General features: G+C 62.6%; 18 protein-coding genes and 1 pseudogene. 14 read left to right on the top strand and 5 right to left on the bottom strand.

Annotation, left to right across the window (positions count from 1 at the left end; all coding sequences use genetic code 11):
* The first annotated feature begins 6 nt into the window (after positions 1-6).
* Complete coding sequence (locus tag AArcSt11_RS06505; RefSeq protein WP_250595597.1) at positions 7-1,446, top strand: J domain-containing protein; 1,440 nt, start codon at positions 7-9, stop codon at positions 1,444-1,446.
* Between the two features lie 51 nt (positions 1,447-1,497).
* Here AArcSt11_RS06505 and AArcSt11_RS06500 read toward each other — a convergent pair.
* Positions 1,498-1,716 (bottom strand): annotated as a pseudogene (locus AArcSt11_RS06500) (DUF5822 domain-containing protein); the annotation flags it as partial.
* 124 nt (positions 1,717-1,840) lie between these two features.
* Here AArcSt11_RS06500 and AArcSt11_RS06495 point away from each other — a divergent pair.
* The 7 genes from AArcSt11_RS06495 to AArcSt11_RS06465 all read left to right on the top strand — a co-directional run bounded on the left by AArcSt11_RS06495 (position 1,841) and on the right by AArcSt11_RS06465 (position 8,850).
* Positions 1,841-2,491 (top strand): helix-turn-helix domain-containing protein, encoded by a 651-nt coding sequence (locus AArcSt11_RS06495; protein ID WP_250595593.1) that lies wholly within the window; start codon positions 1,841-1,843, stop codon positions 2,489-2,491.
* Between the two features lie 98 nt (positions 2,492-2,589).
* Positions 2,590-3,900: a selenite/tellurite reduction operon rhodanese-like protein ExtH gene (extH, locus tag AArcSt11_RS06490; RefSeq protein ID WP_250595591.1), complete on the top strand. Its 1,311-nt coding sequence runs from the start codon at positions 2,590-2,592 to the stop codon at positions 3,898-3,900.
* A 160-nt stretch (positions 3,901-4,060) separates the two neighbouring features.
* Positions 4,061-4,288, top strand: coding sequence for a 4Fe-4S ferredoxin N-terminal domain-containing protein (locus tag AArcSt11_RS06485; protein WP_250595589.1), 228 nt, complete (start codon positions 4,061-4,063; stop codon positions 4,286-4,288).
* Positions 4,281-6,608, top strand: a complete 2,328-nt coding sequence (locus tag AArcSt11_RS06480; protein WP_250595587.1) for a molybdopterin-containing oxidoreductase family protein — start codon at positions 4,281-4,283, stop codon at positions 6,606-6,608. Before AArcSt11_RS06485 ends, AArcSt11_RS06480 begins: the two co-directional genes overlap by 8 nt.
* A gap of 2 nt (positions 6,609-6,610) precedes the next feature.
* Positions 6,611-7,219, top strand: a complete 609-nt coding sequence (locus AArcSt11_RS06475; protein ID WP_250595585.1) for a 4Fe-4S dicluster domain-containing protein — start codon at positions 6,611-6,613, stop codon at positions 7,217-7,219.
* 6 nt (positions 7,220-7,225) lie between these two features.
* Complete coding sequence (gene nrfD / locus AArcSt11_RS06470) at positions 7,226-8,251, top strand: NrfD/PsrC family molybdoenzyme membrane anchor subunit (RefSeq protein WP_250595583.1); 1,026 nt, start codon at positions 7,226-7,228, stop codon at positions 8,249-8,251.
* Positions 8,252-8,286: 35 nt separating this feature from the next.
* Positions 8,287-8,850: a TorD/DmsD family molecular chaperone gene (locus AArcSt11_RS06465; protein WP_250595581.1), complete on the top strand. Its 564-nt coding sequence runs from the start codon at positions 8,287-8,289 to the stop codon at positions 8,848-8,850.
* Positions 8,851-8,862: 12 nt separating this feature from the next.
* On the opposite strand, the gene AArcSt11_RS06460 is transcribed toward AArcSt11_RS06465, so the two are convergent.
* A complete protein-coding gene (locus AArcSt11_RS06460; RefSeq protein WP_250595579.1) occupies positions 8,863-9,102 on the bottom strand; it encodes a hypothetical protein in 240 nt (79 codons plus the stop codon).
* 100 nt (positions 9,103-9,202) lie between these two features.
* Here AArcSt11_RS06460 and panB point away from each other — a divergent pair, with 100 nt between their 5' ends.
* Complete coding sequence (panB, locus tag AArcSt11_RS06455; protein ID WP_250595577.1) at positions 9,203-10,018, top strand: 3-methyl-2-oxobutanoate hydroxymethyltransferase; 816 nt, start codon at positions 9,203-9,205, stop codon at positions 10,016-10,018.
* Here the strand turns inward: panB and AArcSt11_RS06450 are convergent.
* Complete coding sequence (locus AArcSt11_RS06450; protein ID WP_250595575.1) at positions 10,010-10,798, bottom strand: alpha/beta fold hydrolase; 789 nt, start codon at positions 10,796-10,798, stop codon at positions 10,010-10,012. The two genes, panB and AArcSt11_RS06450, sit on opposite strands and share 9 nt — an antisense overlap.
* 173 nt (positions 10,799-10,971) lie before the next feature.
* Between AArcSt11_RS06450 and AArcSt11_RS06445 the strand changes: the two genes are divergently transcribed.
* The 3 genes from AArcSt11_RS06445 to AArcSt11_RS06435 are packed head-to-tail and all read left to right on the top strand — an operon-like array spanning position 10,972 to position 14,203.
* Positions 10,972-11,214 carry a DUF7127 family protein gene (locus AArcSt11_RS06445; protein WP_250595573.1) on the top strand — a complete coding sequence of 81 codons (243 nt, stop codon included), beginning with the start codon at positions 10,972-10,974 and terminating at the stop codon, positions 11,212-11,214.
* Positions 11,211-13,469: a CDC48 family AAA ATPase gene (locus AArcSt11_RS06440; protein WP_250595571.1), complete on the top strand. Its 2,259-nt coding sequence runs from the start codon at positions 11,211-11,213 to the stop codon at positions 13,467-13,469. Before AArcSt11_RS06445 ends, AArcSt11_RS06440 begins: the two co-directional genes overlap by 4 nt.
* A 53-nt stretch (positions 13,470-13,522) precedes the next feature.
* Positions 13,523-14,203, top strand: coding sequence for a LysE family translocator (locus AArcSt11_RS06435; RefSeq protein WP_250595569.1), 681 nt, complete (start codon positions 13,523-13,525; stop codon positions 14,201-14,203).
* Here the strand turns inward: AArcSt11_RS06435 and AArcSt11_RS06430 are convergent.
* The gene (locus tag AArcSt11_RS06430; protein WP_250595567.1) at positions 14,200-14,499 is read right to left on the bottom strand and encodes a helix-turn-helix transcriptional regulator; all 300 of its coding nucleotides are present in this window, start codon (positions 14,497-14,499) and stop codon (positions 14,200-14,202) included. The two genes, AArcSt11_RS06435 and AArcSt11_RS06430, sit on opposite strands and share 4 nt — an antisense overlap.
* A gap of 222 nt (positions 14,500-14,721) precedes the next feature.
* Here AArcSt11_RS06430 and AArcSt11_RS06425 point away from each other — a divergent pair, with 222 nt between their 5' ends.
* Positions 14,722-16,575, top strand: coding sequence for a S9 family peptidase (locus tag AArcSt11_RS06425; protein WP_250595564.1), 1,854 nt, complete (start codon positions 14,722-14,724; stop codon positions 16,573-16,575).
* Between the two features lie 60 nt (positions 16,576-16,635).
* Entirely contained in the window at positions 16,636-16,944 is a 309-nt protein-coding gene (locus AArcSt11_RS06420) for a transcription initiation factor IIB family protein (protein ID WP_250595562.1), read from the top strand.
* A 22-nt stretch (positions 16,945-16,966) separates the two neighbouring features.
* Here AArcSt11_RS06420 and AArcSt11_RS06415 read toward each other — a convergent pair whose 3' ends face one another.
* The gene (locus AArcSt11_RS06415) at positions 16,967-17,461 is read right to left on the bottom strand and encodes a phosphopantetheine adenylyltransferase (protein WP_250595561.1); all 495 of its coding nucleotides are present in this window, start codon (positions 17,459-17,461) and stop codon (positions 16,967-16,969) included.
* Between the last annotated feature and the right edge of the window lie 13 nt (positions 17,462-17,474).

The following is a 17,474-nucleotide window of genomic DNA, read 5'->3' as shown; positions in this document are numbered from 1 at the left end:
CGCTATATGACGAGAGATTTTTACGAACTGCTCGGCGTCGACGAGGACGCCTCGAAAGACGAAATCCGGGATGCGTTCCGGGAGATGGTCCAGGAGTACCACCCGGACCGGAACGACGATCCTCGTGCGACGGCGCAGTTCACTATTATCAAGAAGGCCTACGATACACTCAAGGATCCGAACGAGCGCCAGTCCTACGACCGGCTGGGTCACACGAACTACGTCGCAAAGCGACTCGACGGCATTCCGGACCCGAACAGCTGGCCCGACGAGGACGAGGATGACTCCTCGGCGTCTGAGACCTCGACTGATCGAACATCTACGGGTGCGACAGGACGCAGTGCAGGAGCCCAACAACGTACTGGATCAACTGTGGGATCAAATACGACTAAATCGGATCCCGGCGAGTCCTCCAGGCGGTCGACTGGGACAAATCAAACGACCGGTTCCTCCTCAAGAACCGGTAACTCGTCGAGGAGGGGGGGCAAAACATCCTCGGACTCAACTGGTCGGTCTTCGACTAACACGTCTTCCAGTTCGACAACAGGGACTCGGAGCGGGCCGTCAAGCAAATCCGGGACGTATAACAGATCCGGATCGAGCTCGTCGACTGGTTCCAGCACAACCTCTGGAACGGGTACCGACTCCAGTGGTTCGTCGTCAACGCAGGGCAACCGGTCGTCGGCGACGTCGTCCAGTCGGTCAGGAGCGACCGGTCACAACTCGACTGACAATACGACGACGGGGTCGGCAGCCACCGAAACCGCAAGCTCCGCTGGGACCGGGAATGAAACTGCCTCGGCTGGAACGGCAGAACAGCCGAGTACCGAGGGGCAAAACGAAGTCGCAGATGAGGGTGGTCGGCCACAGCAGCGAAGTGCAACGTTGGTTAATGTACTGGGCCGCATTATGAAAATCAAGTGGCCCGTAATCATTCTCTCGTTTCTGTCCTATATCACCGGGTTGGCACACTATGGCTACACCAACGCAGGTGAACTCGGAGTGATCGTCGATGAGCTGCAGGCTGCAGGGACTGATATAAATGATCTGTCTGATTTACTGTTGAGTTCTCCTCACGATGGGCTCACCCAGATCTACGAATATGCTCACATAGCTTCCCCTGCCGAAATCGGCCTCAGTATCATCTTCACCCTAGGTGTTGTCATTATGCCGCTCGTGTTTTTCATTGTGAGCCACTGGCCCCGGATCGTAATCCGACGGTCCGAATGGGGGTATAATGGTCAACATATCTCGTATCTGTTCGCGGTCGCCGCGCTGGTACCTCTCGTGGTTCTCGGGACGACCGGTGCGAACGCGTACTTCGACGCAGGAATAACGGTTCCGTTACTCGCACTGTTGCTCGGCTACGTCGTTGTCCCGCTACTAGCTGGATTCGTCTTGATCGGCCGACATCTCATCTGGGAGTGGCTTCGAAGCGCTATCTGACGGCGTCGTAGAGCCCCCAGCCCCCTCGTCTGCCCCACCCTCAAGTACGAACTCCGCGTACAGAAAGACTGGAACCGCAATCAGGATCCAGACGACAGCGCCGACGCGGATCGCAAACTCCAGTCGGGACCCCCACGTGGGAAGAGTAAACGGGATCGACAGGGCGGCGACCAGCGGCGCGCCGATGACGATGGTGAGTACGAATGTGGTCTGCATCACCCATCCGTAGTCGACGCCCTCGGGATCGCTGGTCTCGACTGGCTCTGGCACACCATTGAGTTACGGCCCGAGTACAAAGTAGTATCTGGATTCGGCCGGTCACGGAAACGAAAGTATTCTCAGGAGGTGGGAAGACGCTCGTCTGTTTATACGAGGTGGCCCTCTAGAGGGCAATATGGCTGTTGGGTCCCGAACCGACGACGAACAAGCTGCAATACCGCCCGTTGAGGACCGTGACCTGCGGGTCGTACTCGAGATAGAACGCGGCGGGCCCTGCGTGATGGACGCGATCGACGGGGACATCATCGACCTCGACGTTCGGCTCGATCAGGAACACTGCAACCTCGACATCGCCGTCCGCGACGACGAGGAGAGCGTCTGCACGAAACACACATCGAACGAGATCTGTGATCACTGCCCGGGGAAGGTGTTCGCGGAGTACGGCTGTCTGCCGCGATATCTGGAGGTCGGGGACGGGGAGTTCGTCATGGAAACGTACGTCTCTGACACCGAGACGGTCGCCGATATCGTTGCGGAGGTGCGAGAGATCTGTGCCCGCGTCTCCGTGCAGAGCATCGTCTCGACCGATGGATCGGAGTTCCGTGAGCTCTGTTCGGTCGACGTTTCGGAACTGACTACCAAGCAGCGTGAGGCGGTAAACGTCGCCCAGGAGCTCGGGTACTACGATCCCGACGCATCCGTTCCGATGGAGAAGATCGCCGACGAACTGGGGATCTCCCTGTCAGCGACATCCCAGCGCCTTCGACGGGCGGAGTCGAACGTCGTCCGACAGCTTTCCTGTGACTGTTCCTGCTGGGAGACGTGATCGGCTTCGCCCCAGTGGATGGAGATATAGCTCCCCTAATATAAAAGCCGAATTGATCCCGGGATATTCTCAACGCACCCTCTTGCGTAGTGACGAGTATGGATCGAGAACTCGATCGGCGACGATTCGTGCAGATAACTGGCGCGGCCGGGCTCGGCGCGCTCGCTGGCTGTCTCGGTGACGACGACGAGCCGGCAGCCGAAAACGGCGACGAGAACGGGGGCGAAAACGGCGAGGAATCGGAGAACGGGGAAGACGAGGAGACCGAACAGGAGGTTCCGGATCCGAAAGCGACCGAGAACGCGCTGATCGAACCGGCGACGCTGAAAGAGTGGCAGGACGCCGGGCTGGTGAACCTCGGTCAGCTGGACGTTCGTGACCGTGTCACCGTACTCCGGGTCTGGGACACCGAAACGTACGAGGACGGTCATGTGCCCGGCGCGCTCAAGTGGGCGCCGGACGAGTTCCACGCCGCGCGCACCGAGGGGCTGGGTGAGGCTGCACCGATGGTGGCAGACGGCGCACAGATGGACGAGGTGCTCCAGCGTAGTGGTGTCTGTCCGCGCACCACGATCGTCCTCTCCGGGCCGAGCGCGCTCCGGACGGCACGAGCCTACTGGACGCTCCGGTACTGGGGATTCCCACGCGAGCGTATCAAAGTTCTCAACGGCGGATACAACGCCTACGGCGAGGAGTACGAGCTTGAAACCGGTGGCGAACCCGACGCGCCAGCCGCCACGTTCAGCGTGCAGGCCAACGGCGAGTTGAACAACGACGACCGCCTCGGCATCGCACAGATGATCCAGCGCGTCGACCTCAAACAGGCGGGCGAGCGCGACGACGTCTTCCTTGATAACCGACCCGATCCGGACGCGACGATCTCGACCGCGATCATCGATGATCCGGCGAACTACCACAAGGGCGACAGCTACTCGACGAAGTTCGCAGAAGGCGGCCACTGGAAGGATGCCGATGCGATCGAATCGCACATCTTCGGCCTGGACGATGTCGAAAACGGCGATACGATCGTCACGTTCTGCGGGAGCGGCTACCGCGCGACCATGGGCTACTTCGTCCTCGACGGGATACTGGGCTACGACGACGTCACCGTCTACGACGGCTCCTTCTCCAGACAGTGGGCCGACTACGACGGGAACAACACCGAAGGGAACGTCCCGCCGGAGGACTGGCGCGTCGACCTGAACGATCGCACGGACGGAGACACCGGCGACAGCGATCTGGAAATCGTCGTCGACGAGATCCCTGACCTCGCGTCCGCCGACGCGAACCAGATCGAGGTCACCGATGCGGCCTACATGGCCGGCGAAGATACGGAGAGCGACGACGGAGACGGCGGCGACGGTGGCGGCGACTGGGGCTGCGATTCGATCGCCCCGCCCGCGTTCTGAGTTCCCGACTGACCGACTGTCGTCGTTCGGGTACGGCACGCTTTTTGATCGCTGGAACTGATCGTCTGTCGACACGCACACCACCCCGCATATAAAGCCTGAATTGATCCCGAGTGCGACCTATGCGGTCCAGAACCGTTGTTTCTACTGTGAGCACTCCATGAGCCCAGGAAACAACCAGGATCCGCTCGAGGCACTGGCCGCCATCGAGACGGATCCGGACGAAAGCGAGTACGATCAGGAACTCGGGAAACAGGTCGGTATCGACGCGATGCGCGTCGCGAACGGCGAGCTATCCGAACGCGAGTTCCACGAGAAGTACGACGAACGGCTTCGCGAGGAGTTCGGCGACGATTACACCCCCGCCGAGGTGATCGCGGATGAGTAGCGAGGATGGGAACGGGCTGACCCGCCGCAACCTGCTAAAGACCGGCGCCGCCGCTGCGGGAGCCGCCGCGCTCGGTGGCTGTCTCGACGACGTGCCAGGGCTCGGAACCACGGACCGCTCCGCGACCCCGGTCGCCAACGCCGAGACCGCCTTCGGCAACTGCTGGATGTGCTGTCACAACTGTGCCCAGGAAGTGAAAGTCAACGACGACACGGTCGTCGGAATCACGGGTGTCGACGGGAACCCCCGGGGGAGCGCCGGCCCCGGCACGAACGGAACGCTCTGTCCGAAGGGGCTCGCACAGCTCGACAAGACGCACGATCCCGACCGGATCAAACAGCCGTACATCCGCGAGGACGGCGAGCTACGGGAAGCGACCTGGGACGAAGCCTTCGAGTACACCGCCGAGCGGCTCCGCGAATTCGACGACGAACACGGCGCGGAGACGTTTCTCGATGCCGGGAGCTGGGCGGAGACGCCGATCTTCCGGACGATCTGGCGCGACCTCTACGGCACGCCGGAACGGATCGGTCGAGGCGTCCACGTCTGTGCTGGCCCGACCTTCGTTACGGGCGGGATGATGGGCGTCGGCTCGAACAACCGGATCCCGGACTACCAGAACGCCGAGTATCTCATCATGTGGGGTCGGAACCCACTGGAAGCGTTCGCCGGGCAGTTCGAGGCAAAAGGAATTCTCAAAGCGATCGAAGAGAACGACGCCACGCTGGTAACGATCGATCCGCAGTACACCGAGACGGCCGAAAAGTCCGACGAGTGGCTGCCGATCGAACCCCGAACCGACGGCGCACTCGCGCTCGCGATGGCACACGTCATCATCCAGGAGGGCCGCCTCGATCTGGAGTTCGTCCAGGAACATACCCATGGCTTCGAGGCCTACCGCGAGGCAGTCGCGGACAAGACCCCCGAGTGGGCCGAAGAAATCACCGGGATCGACGCCGACAAGATCCGCGAGATAGCTCGCGGGTTCGCCGAGGCTGCTCCGGCCGCTGGAATCTCGATCTGGACCGGGACAGCCCAGGTGAGTAACGGATGGAAGGCAAGTCAGAACATCACCGCCCTGAACGGTTTGGTCGGTAATATCGATCGTCCTGGCGGGCTCAGACTGTGGAAGGGGACGCCGACCGCGGATCCGTTCGAGGTCTGTGAGTGGACACCCGATGACAAGGGGACCGACGTGACCATCGGCGTCGACCTGCCGAACAATGCAGCGGGCAAAGAGCCTGCGCTTCACAAGTACGAGGAGTACGGAGAATACCCGTTCCGGCACATCGAGGGGATCGCACACAATCTCGTGCCCGAGATGGTCGAGAACGGCCACATCAACGGCATCTACTGTCACCACGACATGCCGCTGAAAGACGGCAACGCCGAGGCCTGGCTCGACGCGCTCGACGAGATGGACCTCGTGATCGCCGTCGACGCCTACTGGAACGGCGTCACGCGCAACGCCGACGTCGTCTTCGCCGACGCCACGCAGCTCGAAAAGGACACGATGGGAACCGGTTCCTGGAGCGCGTATCCCGAACACCAGTGGGTCGTCGGCGGGAAAGCCGCCGTCGAACCACAGTTCAACACGAAACCCGACTGGGAGATCCTGACCGGGATCGCCGAGGCGATGGGCTGGGGCGAGTACTTCCCGTGGGACGACCACGAGGAGTTCATCGACGACCAGCTACAGGCGGTCGATCTCACGCTCGACGAGCTCGACAGCGGCGAGAAGAACTACGAACTCGTCGGCGAGTACGGCTACGAGCAGTGGCGCGACGAGGACGGCCCGGCGTTTAGCTTCGACCTCGATCAGGTCCCGCCGTTCGTCCAGGCAGCCGAGGAGGCCGGGATGGATACGGCGCCCGAATGGCAGCCACCGGGAACCTACGGCGACGAACTCGACGAGGAGTACCCACTGGAGTTCTACGACATCCGGTCGGTGTTCTTCTCGCATGGCAGCGATCAGGGGATCGACCGCTGTCTCGATCAGTTCGCGCGGAAGAACGAACTCGAAGACGAGGACTACCGGGGCAACTACCTGCATCTCAACCCGGCCGACGCCGAGCCGCGAGGGATCGAGACGGGAGATATGGTCACCATCGAATCCGAGACCGGGGAGGGCGAACTGATGGCCCATGTCACCGAGACGATCAAACCCGGCTTCGTCACCGCCGAGTACGGCTTCGGCGAGGGATCGGCACAGGAAGACTACGAGGGGATGAACACGATGAAACTGCACGCCAAACAGATGGATCCGATCACGGGACAGCCGGACAGACACGTTGCCGTCGACGTCACGGGAGGTGACTGACGATGGGCGAACAGTGGGCGTTCTACTTCGACGCCAACAAGTGTATCGGCTGTCACGCCTGTTCGGTGTCGTGCAAACAGCGCCACGACCGCGATTCGGACCAGGACGAGTGGCGGACGGTCCGCAACGTCGAGTCCGGGGAGTTCCCCGACGTGAGCTCGATGCCGATCTCGATGTCGTGTATGCACTGCTCGGACGCACCCTGCGAGAAGGTCTGTCCGTGTAATTCGATCGAAAAGCGCGAGGAAGACGGCATCGTCACCGTCGACCGGGACAGCTGTATCGGCTGTCACTACTGTGCGTGGGCGTGTCCGTACGGCGCGCCGACCTACGACGACGGCGGCACCATGTCGAAGTGCAACATGTGTCTCGGAGAGGGGCCAGGCGGCGGCCACGACATGCCTCCCCGGGAGGAGCAAGAAGACGGCGGCTCGACGCCAGCCTGTGTCGACAACTGCGTCGGCGACGCGATCAAAGCCGGGCCAGTCAGTGAGCTGAAAGCCGAGGCGTCCAAAGAGGCCCTCGAACGATTCGCCTCGCAACCGGCGAATGTGATCGTCGAGGCGGATCGGGAAGACGACGAGGCCGGTGCGGTCACCTACGAGGTGTAACCGATCATGACTGCTCCAGAACTGTTCTGGCTCGAGGCGGGCCACTGGGACATCTTCGTCGCCGTCTACCTCTTCCTCGGGGGCGTCTCGGGAGGGTCGTACGTGGTCGCATCGATCGCCGAGACTGTCGCCGGTCGAAGCGAGTACGACGGCTACGAGCACGTCACCCGGTGGGGACTGCTGACGGCGTTCGTCACGATCGCCGTTGGCTCGATCACGTTGCTGTTGCACCTCTCCGGACCGTTCATCCGGGCATTTACCTTCCCCGTGAGCTTCACGAACTGGACATCCTGGATGGCGATCGGGACCTGGGTGATCGTGCTGTTCAGCCTCCTCGTCACGGTGCGGTTACTGTGGGCTACGTTCGGGGCCAAAGCGACTGCCGATCCGAGTGGGCTCCCCCGACAGCTGGTTGCGAAACTCGGCGTCGAAGGGCTGCTGGACCGGCTGGCCGACGCGACCCGTCCCACGGGTATCCTCGACATGGGTGTACGACTGGTCGGCGTCGGACTGGCAGTGCTTGTGGTCGTCTACACCGGGCTACTGTTGAGCGACGTCGGCTGGAACGTCCCCCTGTGGGATCCACGGCTACTCCCGCTGTTGTTCCTGGCCAGTGGCGTCTCGGCCGGGACGGCGGCAGTCGTGATGCTCGCCCAGCTGGCCAGCAACATCGACAGCCATCTCGTCCATCGGTTTAGCCTGTTCGACGACGCGGTCATCACCGTCGAAATCGTCATCCTGGGAATCCTGCTGTACACGCTCGCAACGGGCGGCGTCGCAGCTACCGAAACGTACGCCTCACTCACCGGACCGTACGGTCCCTTGCTCTGGGTTGGCGTACTCGGGCTCGGACTCGTGGTCCCACTCCTGATATCGGGTGCCCAGCAGGCTGTCGAGTTCCTCCGGGAGGAGAACAAGCTGATGACGAAGCCGATCTGTTCGGCGAAGTTCGGGCTAGTCATAGCCGGTTCGTTCATGCTGCGGTTCCTGATCGTCTACGCGGCGATCCACCAGCCGGTGGTCGTCGGATGACCAATCTTCAAGCTATCTCCGACCGGAGTCACCGTATGAGTACACGACACGCCGAACTGTACGCCGCGCTCGCCTCGTGTTTCCAGCATCCCGACGAAGACTTCCTCGCAGCGATTCGTGACGGGACGCTCGAAACGACGTTCGGCACGGGACCGACGGCGCTATCGACCGTCGAAGCCGTTCCGCCGGTCGAAGACCTGGCCACGCTCCGACATGAGTATCTCCGTACGTTCGAGGCGTTCGAGGGCGAGTATGCCCCACCCGCCGAGTCCGCCTACGAGCAGTGGTGGGACGGGACCGAGCGCGGAATCCTGTCGGGACCGCCCGCCAGCGACATGAAGGGTCGGTACGAGGCACTCGAGGCCGAGGTCCCGCCGGAGTATCCGGCCGATCATATATCACTGTTGCTGGAGTACGCAAGTCTCCTGCTGGATGCCGAACAGTACCAGGAGTACGCCCGTTTCCACGGCGCGCACTTCGACTGGATTCCGGCGTTCCGCGAGCGCGTCGAGGAGACATCGGACTCGGCGTTCTATCTGTGGGCCGTCCGGACGCTCGACGCGGTCGTCGACGCTGTCGGCGAGCGATACGTCGACTGAGGGTTGGTCCGGTCACAACAGCGGTACGGACAGAATGTAGCCCGCGAGCCCGATCGGAACCAGTCCGATCGCACGTGCGATCCACGCCTGTTTCTCGGTGAGTACTCTGTCGTCACCGTACTCGCCGTGTCTACCGGTGGTCGGGCCGTGGGCGAAAAACTGCAGCCGTGCTACGGTGTTCGGTGCGACCAGCAAGGCGAGGCCGATCCCGAATGCGAGAACGGCGGCCAGTATCTCACGGACTCCGTACATATTGCCGGATTCGGCGCGGGACGTACTTATATACCCTCCATCGGGAACGCCGACGACCCGCTTCCCGGCCATTTAATTATCCCATCGACAACCATTCTGTATGGCACTGACCGTACAGGACGTCCGCGCCAGGAAGGGCGGGGAGCCGATCACGATGCTGACGGCGTACGATACGCCGACCGCCGAGTTGATCGACGAGGGTGGCGTCGACATTATTCTGGTCGGCGACAGCATGGGAAACGTCGTACTCGGCTACGACTCGACGCTTCCGGTGACCGTCGACGAGGTGGCGAGCAGGACCGCCGCGGTGGCCAGAGGGGTCGAGGACGCGCTGGTCGTGGCGGACATGCCGTTCCTGAGCTACGGCATGGACCGCAAGACGAGCATCGAGAACGCCGGGCGGATGCTCAAGGAGGCTCGCGCGGACGCGGTCAAACTGGAATGTAGCGAGCACACGATTGAGTTGACCGAGCGTCTTCACCAACTCGGCATTCCCGTCATGGCGCATCTGGGGCTGACGCCCCAGCGGATCAACGAACTCGGCGGCTACACCCAGCAGGGAGCCGATCCCGAGGCCGCACGGGAGATCCTCGAACTCGCACGCGCTCACGAGGAGGCGGGTGCCTTTTCGCTCGTCCTCGAACACGTCCCCGCGAATCTGGCGGCGAAGATTACTGAGGAACTGGAAATCCCGACGATCGGTATCGGTGCCGGTCCGGAAACGGATGGACAGGTGCTCGTGTTCAACGACGTCATTGGGCTGGGAGAGTGGTCGCCGCCCTTTGCCGAGCAGTTCGGCGACGTCCGGACGGAGATGCAGTCGGCGATCGACGGCTACGTCGACGCGGTGTCGGAGGGTGAGTTCCCCGCCGAGGAGCACAGCCAGGACGCCGACGAACTGGACGAGCTATACTGAGCCGTTCTCGTCTAGCTCCTCGAAGAACCGTTCGAGCGCCGCGTTGAACGCGTTGGGTCGTTCGAGCATCGCGAGGTGGGCGGCGTCACCGATCGACGCCCGGGCGGAATCGGGCAGTTCGTCGGCCAGATACTCGTGATAGCGCGGCGGCGTCAACTGATCGTGTTCGCCGTAGACGGCGAGGGCGGGCACCGCTATCTCGCCGATCCGGTCCCGGGCATCGAAGACGTGGCAGGTCCGGAAATCGCGGCGAGTGACCTCCTGGCCCACCGAGTGCATGGCGTCCGCCGACGCCGTCCGGAGTTCCTCGTCCGGATCGTAGAACAGCCGCCCGTCCTCGTGGAGGAACTCGACCGCACGCTCGAAATCGTCGTCCAGCCAGCCGAGCAGGTCCTCCAGAACCGCCGGTTTCGCGCCGGTCCCGGTCAGTACGATCGCAGCCGGATCGTAGTTTCGTTCGAGCGCGACGTGCTGGACAACTGCCCCGCCCAGCGAGCTCCCGACGAGGACGTCCGCACCGACCTCGCGAGCGACCGTGACGACATCGGTAGCGTAGGCCGACAGGGCCTCATAGCCCGAACTAACATCGACGTCTTCTGACTCCCCGTGACCGCTCAGATCGAGCGTGACAACCTCGTATCGATCTGCGAGCGAGCGCTGGCCCCGCCAGACGTCACCGGTCGCGCCGCTGCCGTGAACGAACAGTACAACGGGGCCGTCGCCACCGCGATCAGTTCGGCGGTAGGCTGTTACCCGGCCGTGGTGTGTGATACTCTCCATAGGAATACTTGGCCACATGCCGATGTGAATGTTCGCCATGGGTGTAGGCCGGAGGGGCAACTCTCCGAGAACAGCATGAACCGCAATTCGTCTTTTTACTATCAAACTTTGCCGTACTGCGATTTTTAGCGGAAGATTTATATAGTTTTGTGACTAACCTATTGTTAGGAATCATGAATATAGAACAGTTTTCACGGCGTGACGAACGCCACGTCCGGGAGTACGAGGCTGATGGTGCTCACCGGATCGTGGCCGATCTGGGTAGCGACGTAGCGGCAAACGTAGAGGTCGTCGGTGATACGGCGATCGTCGTCCCTGAGGAGGGCGACCAGATCGATCTCGATCTGCCCGAGGATGGCGCGAAAGCGTTTATCAAAAACGGTATCCTCACTATCGAACTGGAGGACGGACGATGAGACTTACTGTCAAACCACTCAAGCAGAAGGACGCAGGGCGGGGACTCGCCGCGGTCGACCGGGCGTCGATGCGCGAACTGGAGCTAGAGAACGGCGACTATATCGTCATCGAGGGCAGTGAGGGACGAAAAGCGGTCGCTCGCGTCTGGCCGGGCTACCCCGAGGACGAGGGGCGAAACGTCATCCGGATCGACGGCCGTCTCCGACAGGAGGCCGACGTCGGGATCGATGACCGCGTAACCATCGAGAAGGCGGACGTCCAGCCCGCGACCAGCATAACGGTCGCACTCCCACAGAACCTTCGTATCCGCGGGAACATCGGGCCGCTCGTCCGCGACAAGCTGAGCGGACAGGCAATCACGGAGAACCAGACGGTGCCGTTCCCGCTCTCCTTTGGCCCCATGTCCGGCAGCGGTCAATCGGTGCCGCTGAAGATCGCCAACACCGAGCCGGGCGGAACCGTCGTCGTCACTGACTCGACCGATATCGAGATCAGCGAAACGCCCGCCGAACAGATCGACGGGCAGGCCGAACGCTCCGAGGCCGGTCCCTCGGTGGCCTACGAGGACATCGGCGGACTCGACAGCGAGCTCGAACAGGTTCGCGAGATGATCGAGTTGCCGATGCGCCACCCCGAGCTGTTCCAGCAGCTTGGCATCGAACCGCCAAAGGGTGTCCTGCTGCACGGTCCGCCAGGGACCGGCAAGACGCTGATGGCCAAGGCCGTCGCCAACGAGATCGACGCCTACTTCGACACCATCTCCGGCCCGGAGATCATGTCGAAGTACTACGGCGAGAGCGAGGAACAGCTCCGTGAAGTGTTCGAGGAGGCCGAGGAGAACGCCCCCGCGATCATCTTCATCGACGAAATCGACTCGATCGCGCCAGAGCGCGGCGAAGCTGGTGGCGACGTCGAACGCCGCGTCGTTGCACAGCTACTGAGCCTGATGGACGGGCTCGAAGAACGGGGTCAGGTGACCGTCATCGCGGCGACGAACCGCGTCGACGCCATCGATCCGGCGCTTCGACGTGGGGGCCGGTTCGACCGCGAGATCGAGATCAGCGTGCCCGACAAGAGCGGCCGTGAAGAGATCCTGCAGGTCCACACGCGCGGGATGCCGCTCGAAGAGGAGTTCGATCTCGAAGCCTACGCCGAGAACACCCACGGTTTCGTCGGCGCTGACCTCGCCAGCCTCACCAAAGAGGCCGCGATGAATGCGCTCCGGCGGATCCGGCCGGAGATCGATCTCGATAGCGAGGAGATCGACGCCGAGATCCTCGACTCGTTGCAGGTCACCGAACGGGACTTCAGGGAGGCGATCAAGGGGATCGAACCCTCCGCACTCCGCGAGGTGTTCGTCGAGGTACCCGACGTCACGTGGGACGACGTGGGGGGTCTCGAAGACACCAAAGAGGGGTTAGTCGAGACGATCCAGTGGCCCCTCGAATACCCCGAGGTGTTCGAGCAGATGGACATGCAGGCCGCGAAAGGCGTGTTGCTGTACGGTCCGCCCGGAACCGGCAAGACGCTGATGGCCAAGGCCGTCGCCAACGAGGCCGACTCGAACTTCATCTCGATCAAGGGGCCCGAGCTGCTCAGCAAGTGGGTCGGCGAGTCCGAGAAGGGCGTCCGCGAGGTGTTCTCCAAAGCGCGCGAGAACGCCCCTACTGTCGTCTTCTTCGACGAGATCGACGCCATCGCGACCGAACGTGGCTCCGGCGGCGGGGACTCGAACGTCGGCGAACGTGTCGTCTCACAGCTGCTGACAGAGCTCGACGGGCTCGAACAGCTCGAAGACGTCGTGGTTATCGCCACGACGAACCGCCCCGACCTGATCGACGACGCACTGCTCCGTCCCGGCCGACTGGACCGACACGTCCACGTTCCCGTCCCCGACGAGGACGCCCGCAGGGCGATCTTCGCGGTCCACACGCGGGACAAACCGCTGGCCGATGGCATCGATCTCGACTGGCTCGCCAGCGAGACCGAGGGCTTCGTCGGTGCAGACATCGAAGCCGTGACCCGCGAGGCGTCGATGGCCGCCTCCCGCGAGTTCATCAACTCGGTCGATCCCGAGGAGATCGGAGAAAGCATCGAGAACGTCCGGATCACCCGCGAACACTTCGAGGACGCGCTGGACGAGGTCGGCCCGAGTGTGACTGAGGAAGTGCGAGAACGCTACGAGGAGCTCGAATCGGAGATCACCCGGAGCGAGCCCGACGGCCAGAGCGAACTGGGACGGACGTTCCAGTAGGAGGTTCGCGCGGCTGTCGACGTTTTTTTGATCGTACTCGAAAAACGGCGAGTGTGCTCTCCGTACTGACGACCCTGCTCGTTGGGGCGCTGTTTGGGCTCGTCCTCGCCGCACCACCGGGACCGATGAACGCGATTATTGCAGAGGAGAGCGTGCTCCGGGGATGGCTCGCGGGCTTCAAGGCCGGACTTGGTGCGATGTCCGCGGACGTATTGTTCTTCGTCCTGACGCTACTGGGAATCGCGACACTCGTGGACGCTCTCGACTGGCTTCGGGGACTCCTCTACCTTGCTGGCGGCGTATTGATGCTGTATTTTGCGCTGGGAGCAGTCCGGGATGCCCGGACGGCACAGTCTTTTAGCGGCGAGGTGTCACACGACTCGACCGGCTTTCGGAAGGCGTTCGCGCTCTCGCTGACGAACCCCTACCAGATCGGCTTCTGGCTCACGATCGGGGTCGGCCTACTCACGCCAGGGCGACTCGACGTGCTCGAACACGTCCCCCTGATCGGCGATGGATTAGCGGGGACGCTGGTAGTCGAGACGGGGAGTCTGGCGCTCCTTGGTGGTTTCTTCGCCGGTATCGGGATCTGGATCGTCGCGTTTCCTGGAGGACTTGTCAGGGTCGGGCGGCGCGTCGACGCCTTTGCACCGGTCGTTGCGGGGCTGAGCGGCGTCGTCCTCGCCGGATTCGGCGTCGTCTTCCTGTGGGTTGGTGGAACGGTACTCGTCTAGTCGTCGGCGGGCGGCTCGGCTTCCGCTTCGAGCTGGTCGGCTTTCCACTCCGCTCGGGCTTCGATCTCGCGCCTGCCACGTCGGGTCGGTACGTACGCGTTCGTCCGCCGGTCCTGCTGGTGTTTCTCCACGAGTCCCTTGTCGACGAGCTCGTCGAGATTCGGATAGAGCCGCCCCGCGTTGATGTCGGACTCGTAGTACTCTTCGAGCTCGTCCATTACGGCAAGGCCCTTCGGTTCGTCGAGTCCCGCAATGACGTACAGGCAGTCGCGCTGGAAGGCTGTCAGATCGAACATGCTGTTTAGTACAACAGGGAAGGGGATTATCAATGTATGTGTTTTGCGGTAGATCGAAAGTCGCCGGATACCGGCCAGAGACCCGGTTGGGACGCTGCCACAGCATCCGACCATCACCGCTGCCGATACTTGGATGATAGCTAACATGTCCGTAGAGACCGATGCTTGGAATTCCGATCCCGGCACGGGAATTTATGCATCATTGGCCCGAACAGAACCGTAATGTCCGAAACAACAGACATCGACGTGATCGAGGAACTGGCGAGTCTCCCGACGCTCGCCCATCCGACGGTCTCTCCGGAGGGTACCGAAATTGCGTTCTACTACGACGTGACCGGGCGCAACGAACTCCACGTTCTCGATGTCGAGACCGGCGAGACGACCCAGTGGTCTGCAGGGGAAGTCCCACGGAACGCACGGTGGTTCGTCCAGTGGGATGACGAGGACCGCGTTTTCTTCCATCTTGACGATGACGGCAACGAACAGAACGATGTCCACGCGCTCACCAGAGCGGGCGATGCCGAACCCGTACTGGAGATGGACGGCCAGGTGATCATCTCGGACATCCACGAGGACACCCTGTTCGTCGGCTCCTCACGGGACGGCCAGATGAACGTGTACAGCCACGATCTGAGCACGGACGAAACGAACAAACTTACCGAGTACGAGCGAGCCGTCTGGGGCGCTCACGTCTCGCCCGACGGCGAGCGGATCGCGTACGCTACGAACGAAACCGACGACTACGATAATAAGGACGTCTACGTCGCCACCAGTGACGGCAGCGATCCGCGAAACCTCCAGATCGGGGGTATCGGCGCGGAGGCAGCGCCCGTGGACTGGTCACCCGATGGCCAGCGCCTGCTCGTTTCCGACAACACCGAGGATCTGGGCCGGGCTGGCGTCTACGATCTCGAAACTGAGGAGGTTACCTGGTACGGAACCGGCGAATACGAGGAAGGCGGCGTCTGTTTCCATCCGGACGGGGAGCGGATCATCGCGTCCCGTGATCGGGATGCCATCTCCGTTCCGGTCGTCTACGACGTAGAGTCCGGAGAGGGCCGAGAGCTGGACGTGCCAGAAGGCGTCGCCTCGTTCGGACAGACCGGTGAGGTCGTGCTCGCAGATGGACGGCTCGTTTTCCAGCACACGACACCGACACGACGGCCGGAACTGGTTGCCTACGATCTCGAAACGGACGAGTACGAGGTGCTCGTGGAGGCGGAGTACGGCCCATTCGAGCCAGAGGATTTCGCCGACGCCGAGTACTTTACAGTCGATTCCGATGGGGTCCCCAAAACGCCCGCGAAGGCAGTCGACCACGATCCCTGCGAGGAACTGGAGATCGGGGCTTTGCTGTATGACTCGGGGGAGCGCCCATCACCGCTGATCGTCAACCCCCACGGCGGGCCGCGAGCCCGGGACGCGAAATCGTTCGACCTGTACACGCAGGTGCTCGTCTCGCAGGGCTACTCGGTCCTGCAGGTCAACTACCGCGGCTCGACTGGCCGGGGCCGCGAGTTCGTCGAGGCGCTGATCGACGACTGGGGTGGGGCCGAACAGGGTGACGTTGCGGTCGCCGCAGAGCACGTCGCCGGGTACGACTGGATCGACGACGACAGGGTCGTCGTGTTCGGCGGCTCCTACGGCGGCTATTCGGCGTACTGGCAGGCAGTCCAGTATCCCGACCTGTACGACGCCGGAATCGCGTGGATCGGGCTGACGGATCTCGAAGAGATGTTCGAGACGACGATGCCGCACTTCCGCACCGAGTTGATGGAAAAGTACCTCGGGACGCCCGAAGAGAACCCCGATCTCTACGCGGAGCGTTCGCCGATCACTTACGCCGAGAACCTCGACGCGCCGCTGTTTCTGGTCCACGGTGTCAACGACCGACGGGTACCGGTGTCGCAGGCACGACTGTTCCGCGACCGACTCGACGAACTGGGCTACGAGGAGGGCGAGGGGTACGAGTATCGCGAACTCGGCGAGGAGGGCCACGCTTCCTCCGATCAGGACCAGAAACTCCGGATGTTCCGGCTGCTGACCGACTTCCTCGACAGGCGGGTCGGGGAGTGAAGCAGAACGGGCTGGAGAGTAGAGCAGGGCTTATTCACCCACGGTGCGAACGTGGGTGTGATGTACAGCGCACGCACCCGCGTCGAGAACGAGGAATGGGTCGAAGAGATCGAGGCGGTTGCCGACGAGCTCGATCTTGACGCCGACGCCACCTCGACCGCGACGGATCTCTTTCTTTCGAGCGTCCCCGAGGCGGAGCGCTCGAAGCGGGCAGTGCTGGCCGCGAGCGTCTACGCGGCCTCGCTGATCTCGGGGCAGGCACAGTCACAGGGCGATGTCGCCGACGCTGCGGGTGTCGCGCGGCTTACCATTCAACAGCGCTGGAAGGAGTTGCTTCGCGAAGCCGGGATGGAGCCACCGGACTGGTAATCAATGGGGAGGATCAGCAGGATCAGTCGGGCTGGACGCGCCCACGCCCCTCGCGATCGGGCGTGATGTTCCCCTGTTCGTCGATTTCACCGTTGACGATCCGGGTGCTGGAGATGATCTCGTCGTCCTCGGCGTAGACGTGATCAACGACCTCGATTCTGAGCGGGGCGACGCCCTCGTCCATGCGAATCTCGTTGATGCGCTCCGCGCCGTCGATAGTTTCGGGAGAGACCACCAGACAGTCGAACTGTGCCTCGGTAGCGATCCCGGTCGGTGCATCGAGAGTCCGAATCTCGTAGGTGCGGTCGTACTGGTCAGCATACTCCACGAGCTCGCCGTCGAGGTCGGCTTTCCGTTCGTCGTACGGCCGGACGTAGCGGTCCTCGGCCCGTGTCTTCGGAGCGAGGTCGTCGCTGGTCAGCCCGATCGTCACGTCCCCGAGCTCGAACGCGCGGTCGAACAGGGCTCTGTGGCCGTCGTGGATCGGATCGAACGTTCCCCCCAGCGCGACGTTCATACCCGCCATTCTC

This window comes from Natranaeroarchaeum aerophilus (genome assembly GCF_023638055.1).
Lineage (GTDB): Archaea > Halobacteriota > Halobacteria > Halobacteriales > Natronoarchaeaceae > Natranaeroarchaeum > Natranaeroarchaeum aerophilum.
This window is presented reverse-complemented; position numbering and strand designations above follow the sequence as displayed.

What these genes read in the sequence shown, in the direction of transcription:
- AArcSt11_RS06505 (WP_250595597.1), top strand. Translation starts at nt 7, where the DNA reads ATGACGAGAGATTTTTACGAACTGCTCGGCGTCGACGAGGACGCCTCG.
- AArcSt11_RS06495 (WP_250595593.1), top strand. Translation starts at nt 1,841, where the DNA reads ATGGCTGTTGGGTCCCGAACCGACGACGAACAAGCTGCAATACCGCCC.
- extH (WP_250595591.1), top strand. Translation starts at nt 2,590, where the DNA reads ATGGATCGAGAACTCGATCGGCGACGATTCGTGCAGATAACTGGCGCG.
- AArcSt11_RS06485 (WP_250595589.1), top strand. Translation starts at nt 4,061, where the DNA reads ATGAGCCCAGGAAACAACCAGGATCCGCTCGAGGCACTGGCCGCCATC.
- AArcSt11_RS06480 (WP_250595587.1), top strand. Translation starts at nt 4,281, where the DNA reads ATGAGTAGCGAGGATGGGAACGGGCTGACCCGCCGCAACCTGCTAAAG.
- AArcSt11_RS06475 (WP_250595585.1), top strand. Translation starts at nt 6,611, where the DNA reads ATGGGCGAACAGTGGGCGTTCTACTTCGACGCCAACAAGTGTATCGGC.
- nrfD (WP_250595583.1), top strand. Translation starts at nt 7,226, where the DNA reads ATGACTGCTCCAGAACTGTTCTGGCTCGAGGCGGGCCACTGGGACATC.
- AArcSt11_RS06465 (WP_250595581.1), top strand. Translation starts at nt 8,287, where the DNA reads ATGAGTACACGACACGCCGAACTGTACGCCGCGCTCGCCTCGTGTTTC.
- AArcSt11_RS06460 (WP_250595579.1), bottom strand. Translation starts at nt 9,102, where the DNA reads ATGTACGGAGTCCGTGAGATACTGGCCGCCGTTCTCGCATTCGGGATC.
- panB (WP_250595577.1), top strand. Translation starts at nt 9,203, where the DNA reads ATGGCACTGACCGTACAGGACGTCCGCGCCAGGAAGGGCGGGGAGCCG.
- AArcSt11_RS06450 (WP_250595575.1), bottom strand. Translation starts at nt 10,798, where the DNA reads ATGGAGAGTATCACACACCACGGCCGGGTAACAGCCTACCGCCGAACT.
- AArcSt11_RS06445 (WP_250595573.1), top strand. Translation starts at nt 10,972, where the DNA reads ATGAATATAGAACAGTTTTCACGGCGTGACGAACGCCACGTCCGGGAG.
- AArcSt11_RS06440 (WP_250595571.1), top strand. Translation starts at nt 11,211, where the DNA reads ATGAGACTTACTGTCAAACCACTCAAGCAGAAGGACGCAGGGCGGGGA.
- AArcSt11_RS06430 (WP_250595567.1), bottom strand. Translation starts at nt 14,499, where the DNA reads ATGTTCGATCTGACAGCCTTCCAGCGCGACTGCCTGTACGTCATTGCG.
- AArcSt11_RS06425 (WP_250595564.1), top strand. Translation starts at nt 14,722, where the DNA reads ATGTCCGAAACAACAGACATCGACGTGATCGAGGAACTGGCGAGTCTC.
- AArcSt11_RS06420 (WP_250595562.1), top strand. Translation starts at nt 16,636, where the DNA reads ATGTACAGCGCACGCACCCGCGTCGAGAACGAGGAATGGGTCGAAGAG.
- AArcSt11_RS06415 (WP_250595561.1), bottom strand. Translation starts at nt 17,461, where the DNA reads ATGAACGTCGCGCTGGGGGGAACGTTCGATCCGATCCACGACGGCCAC.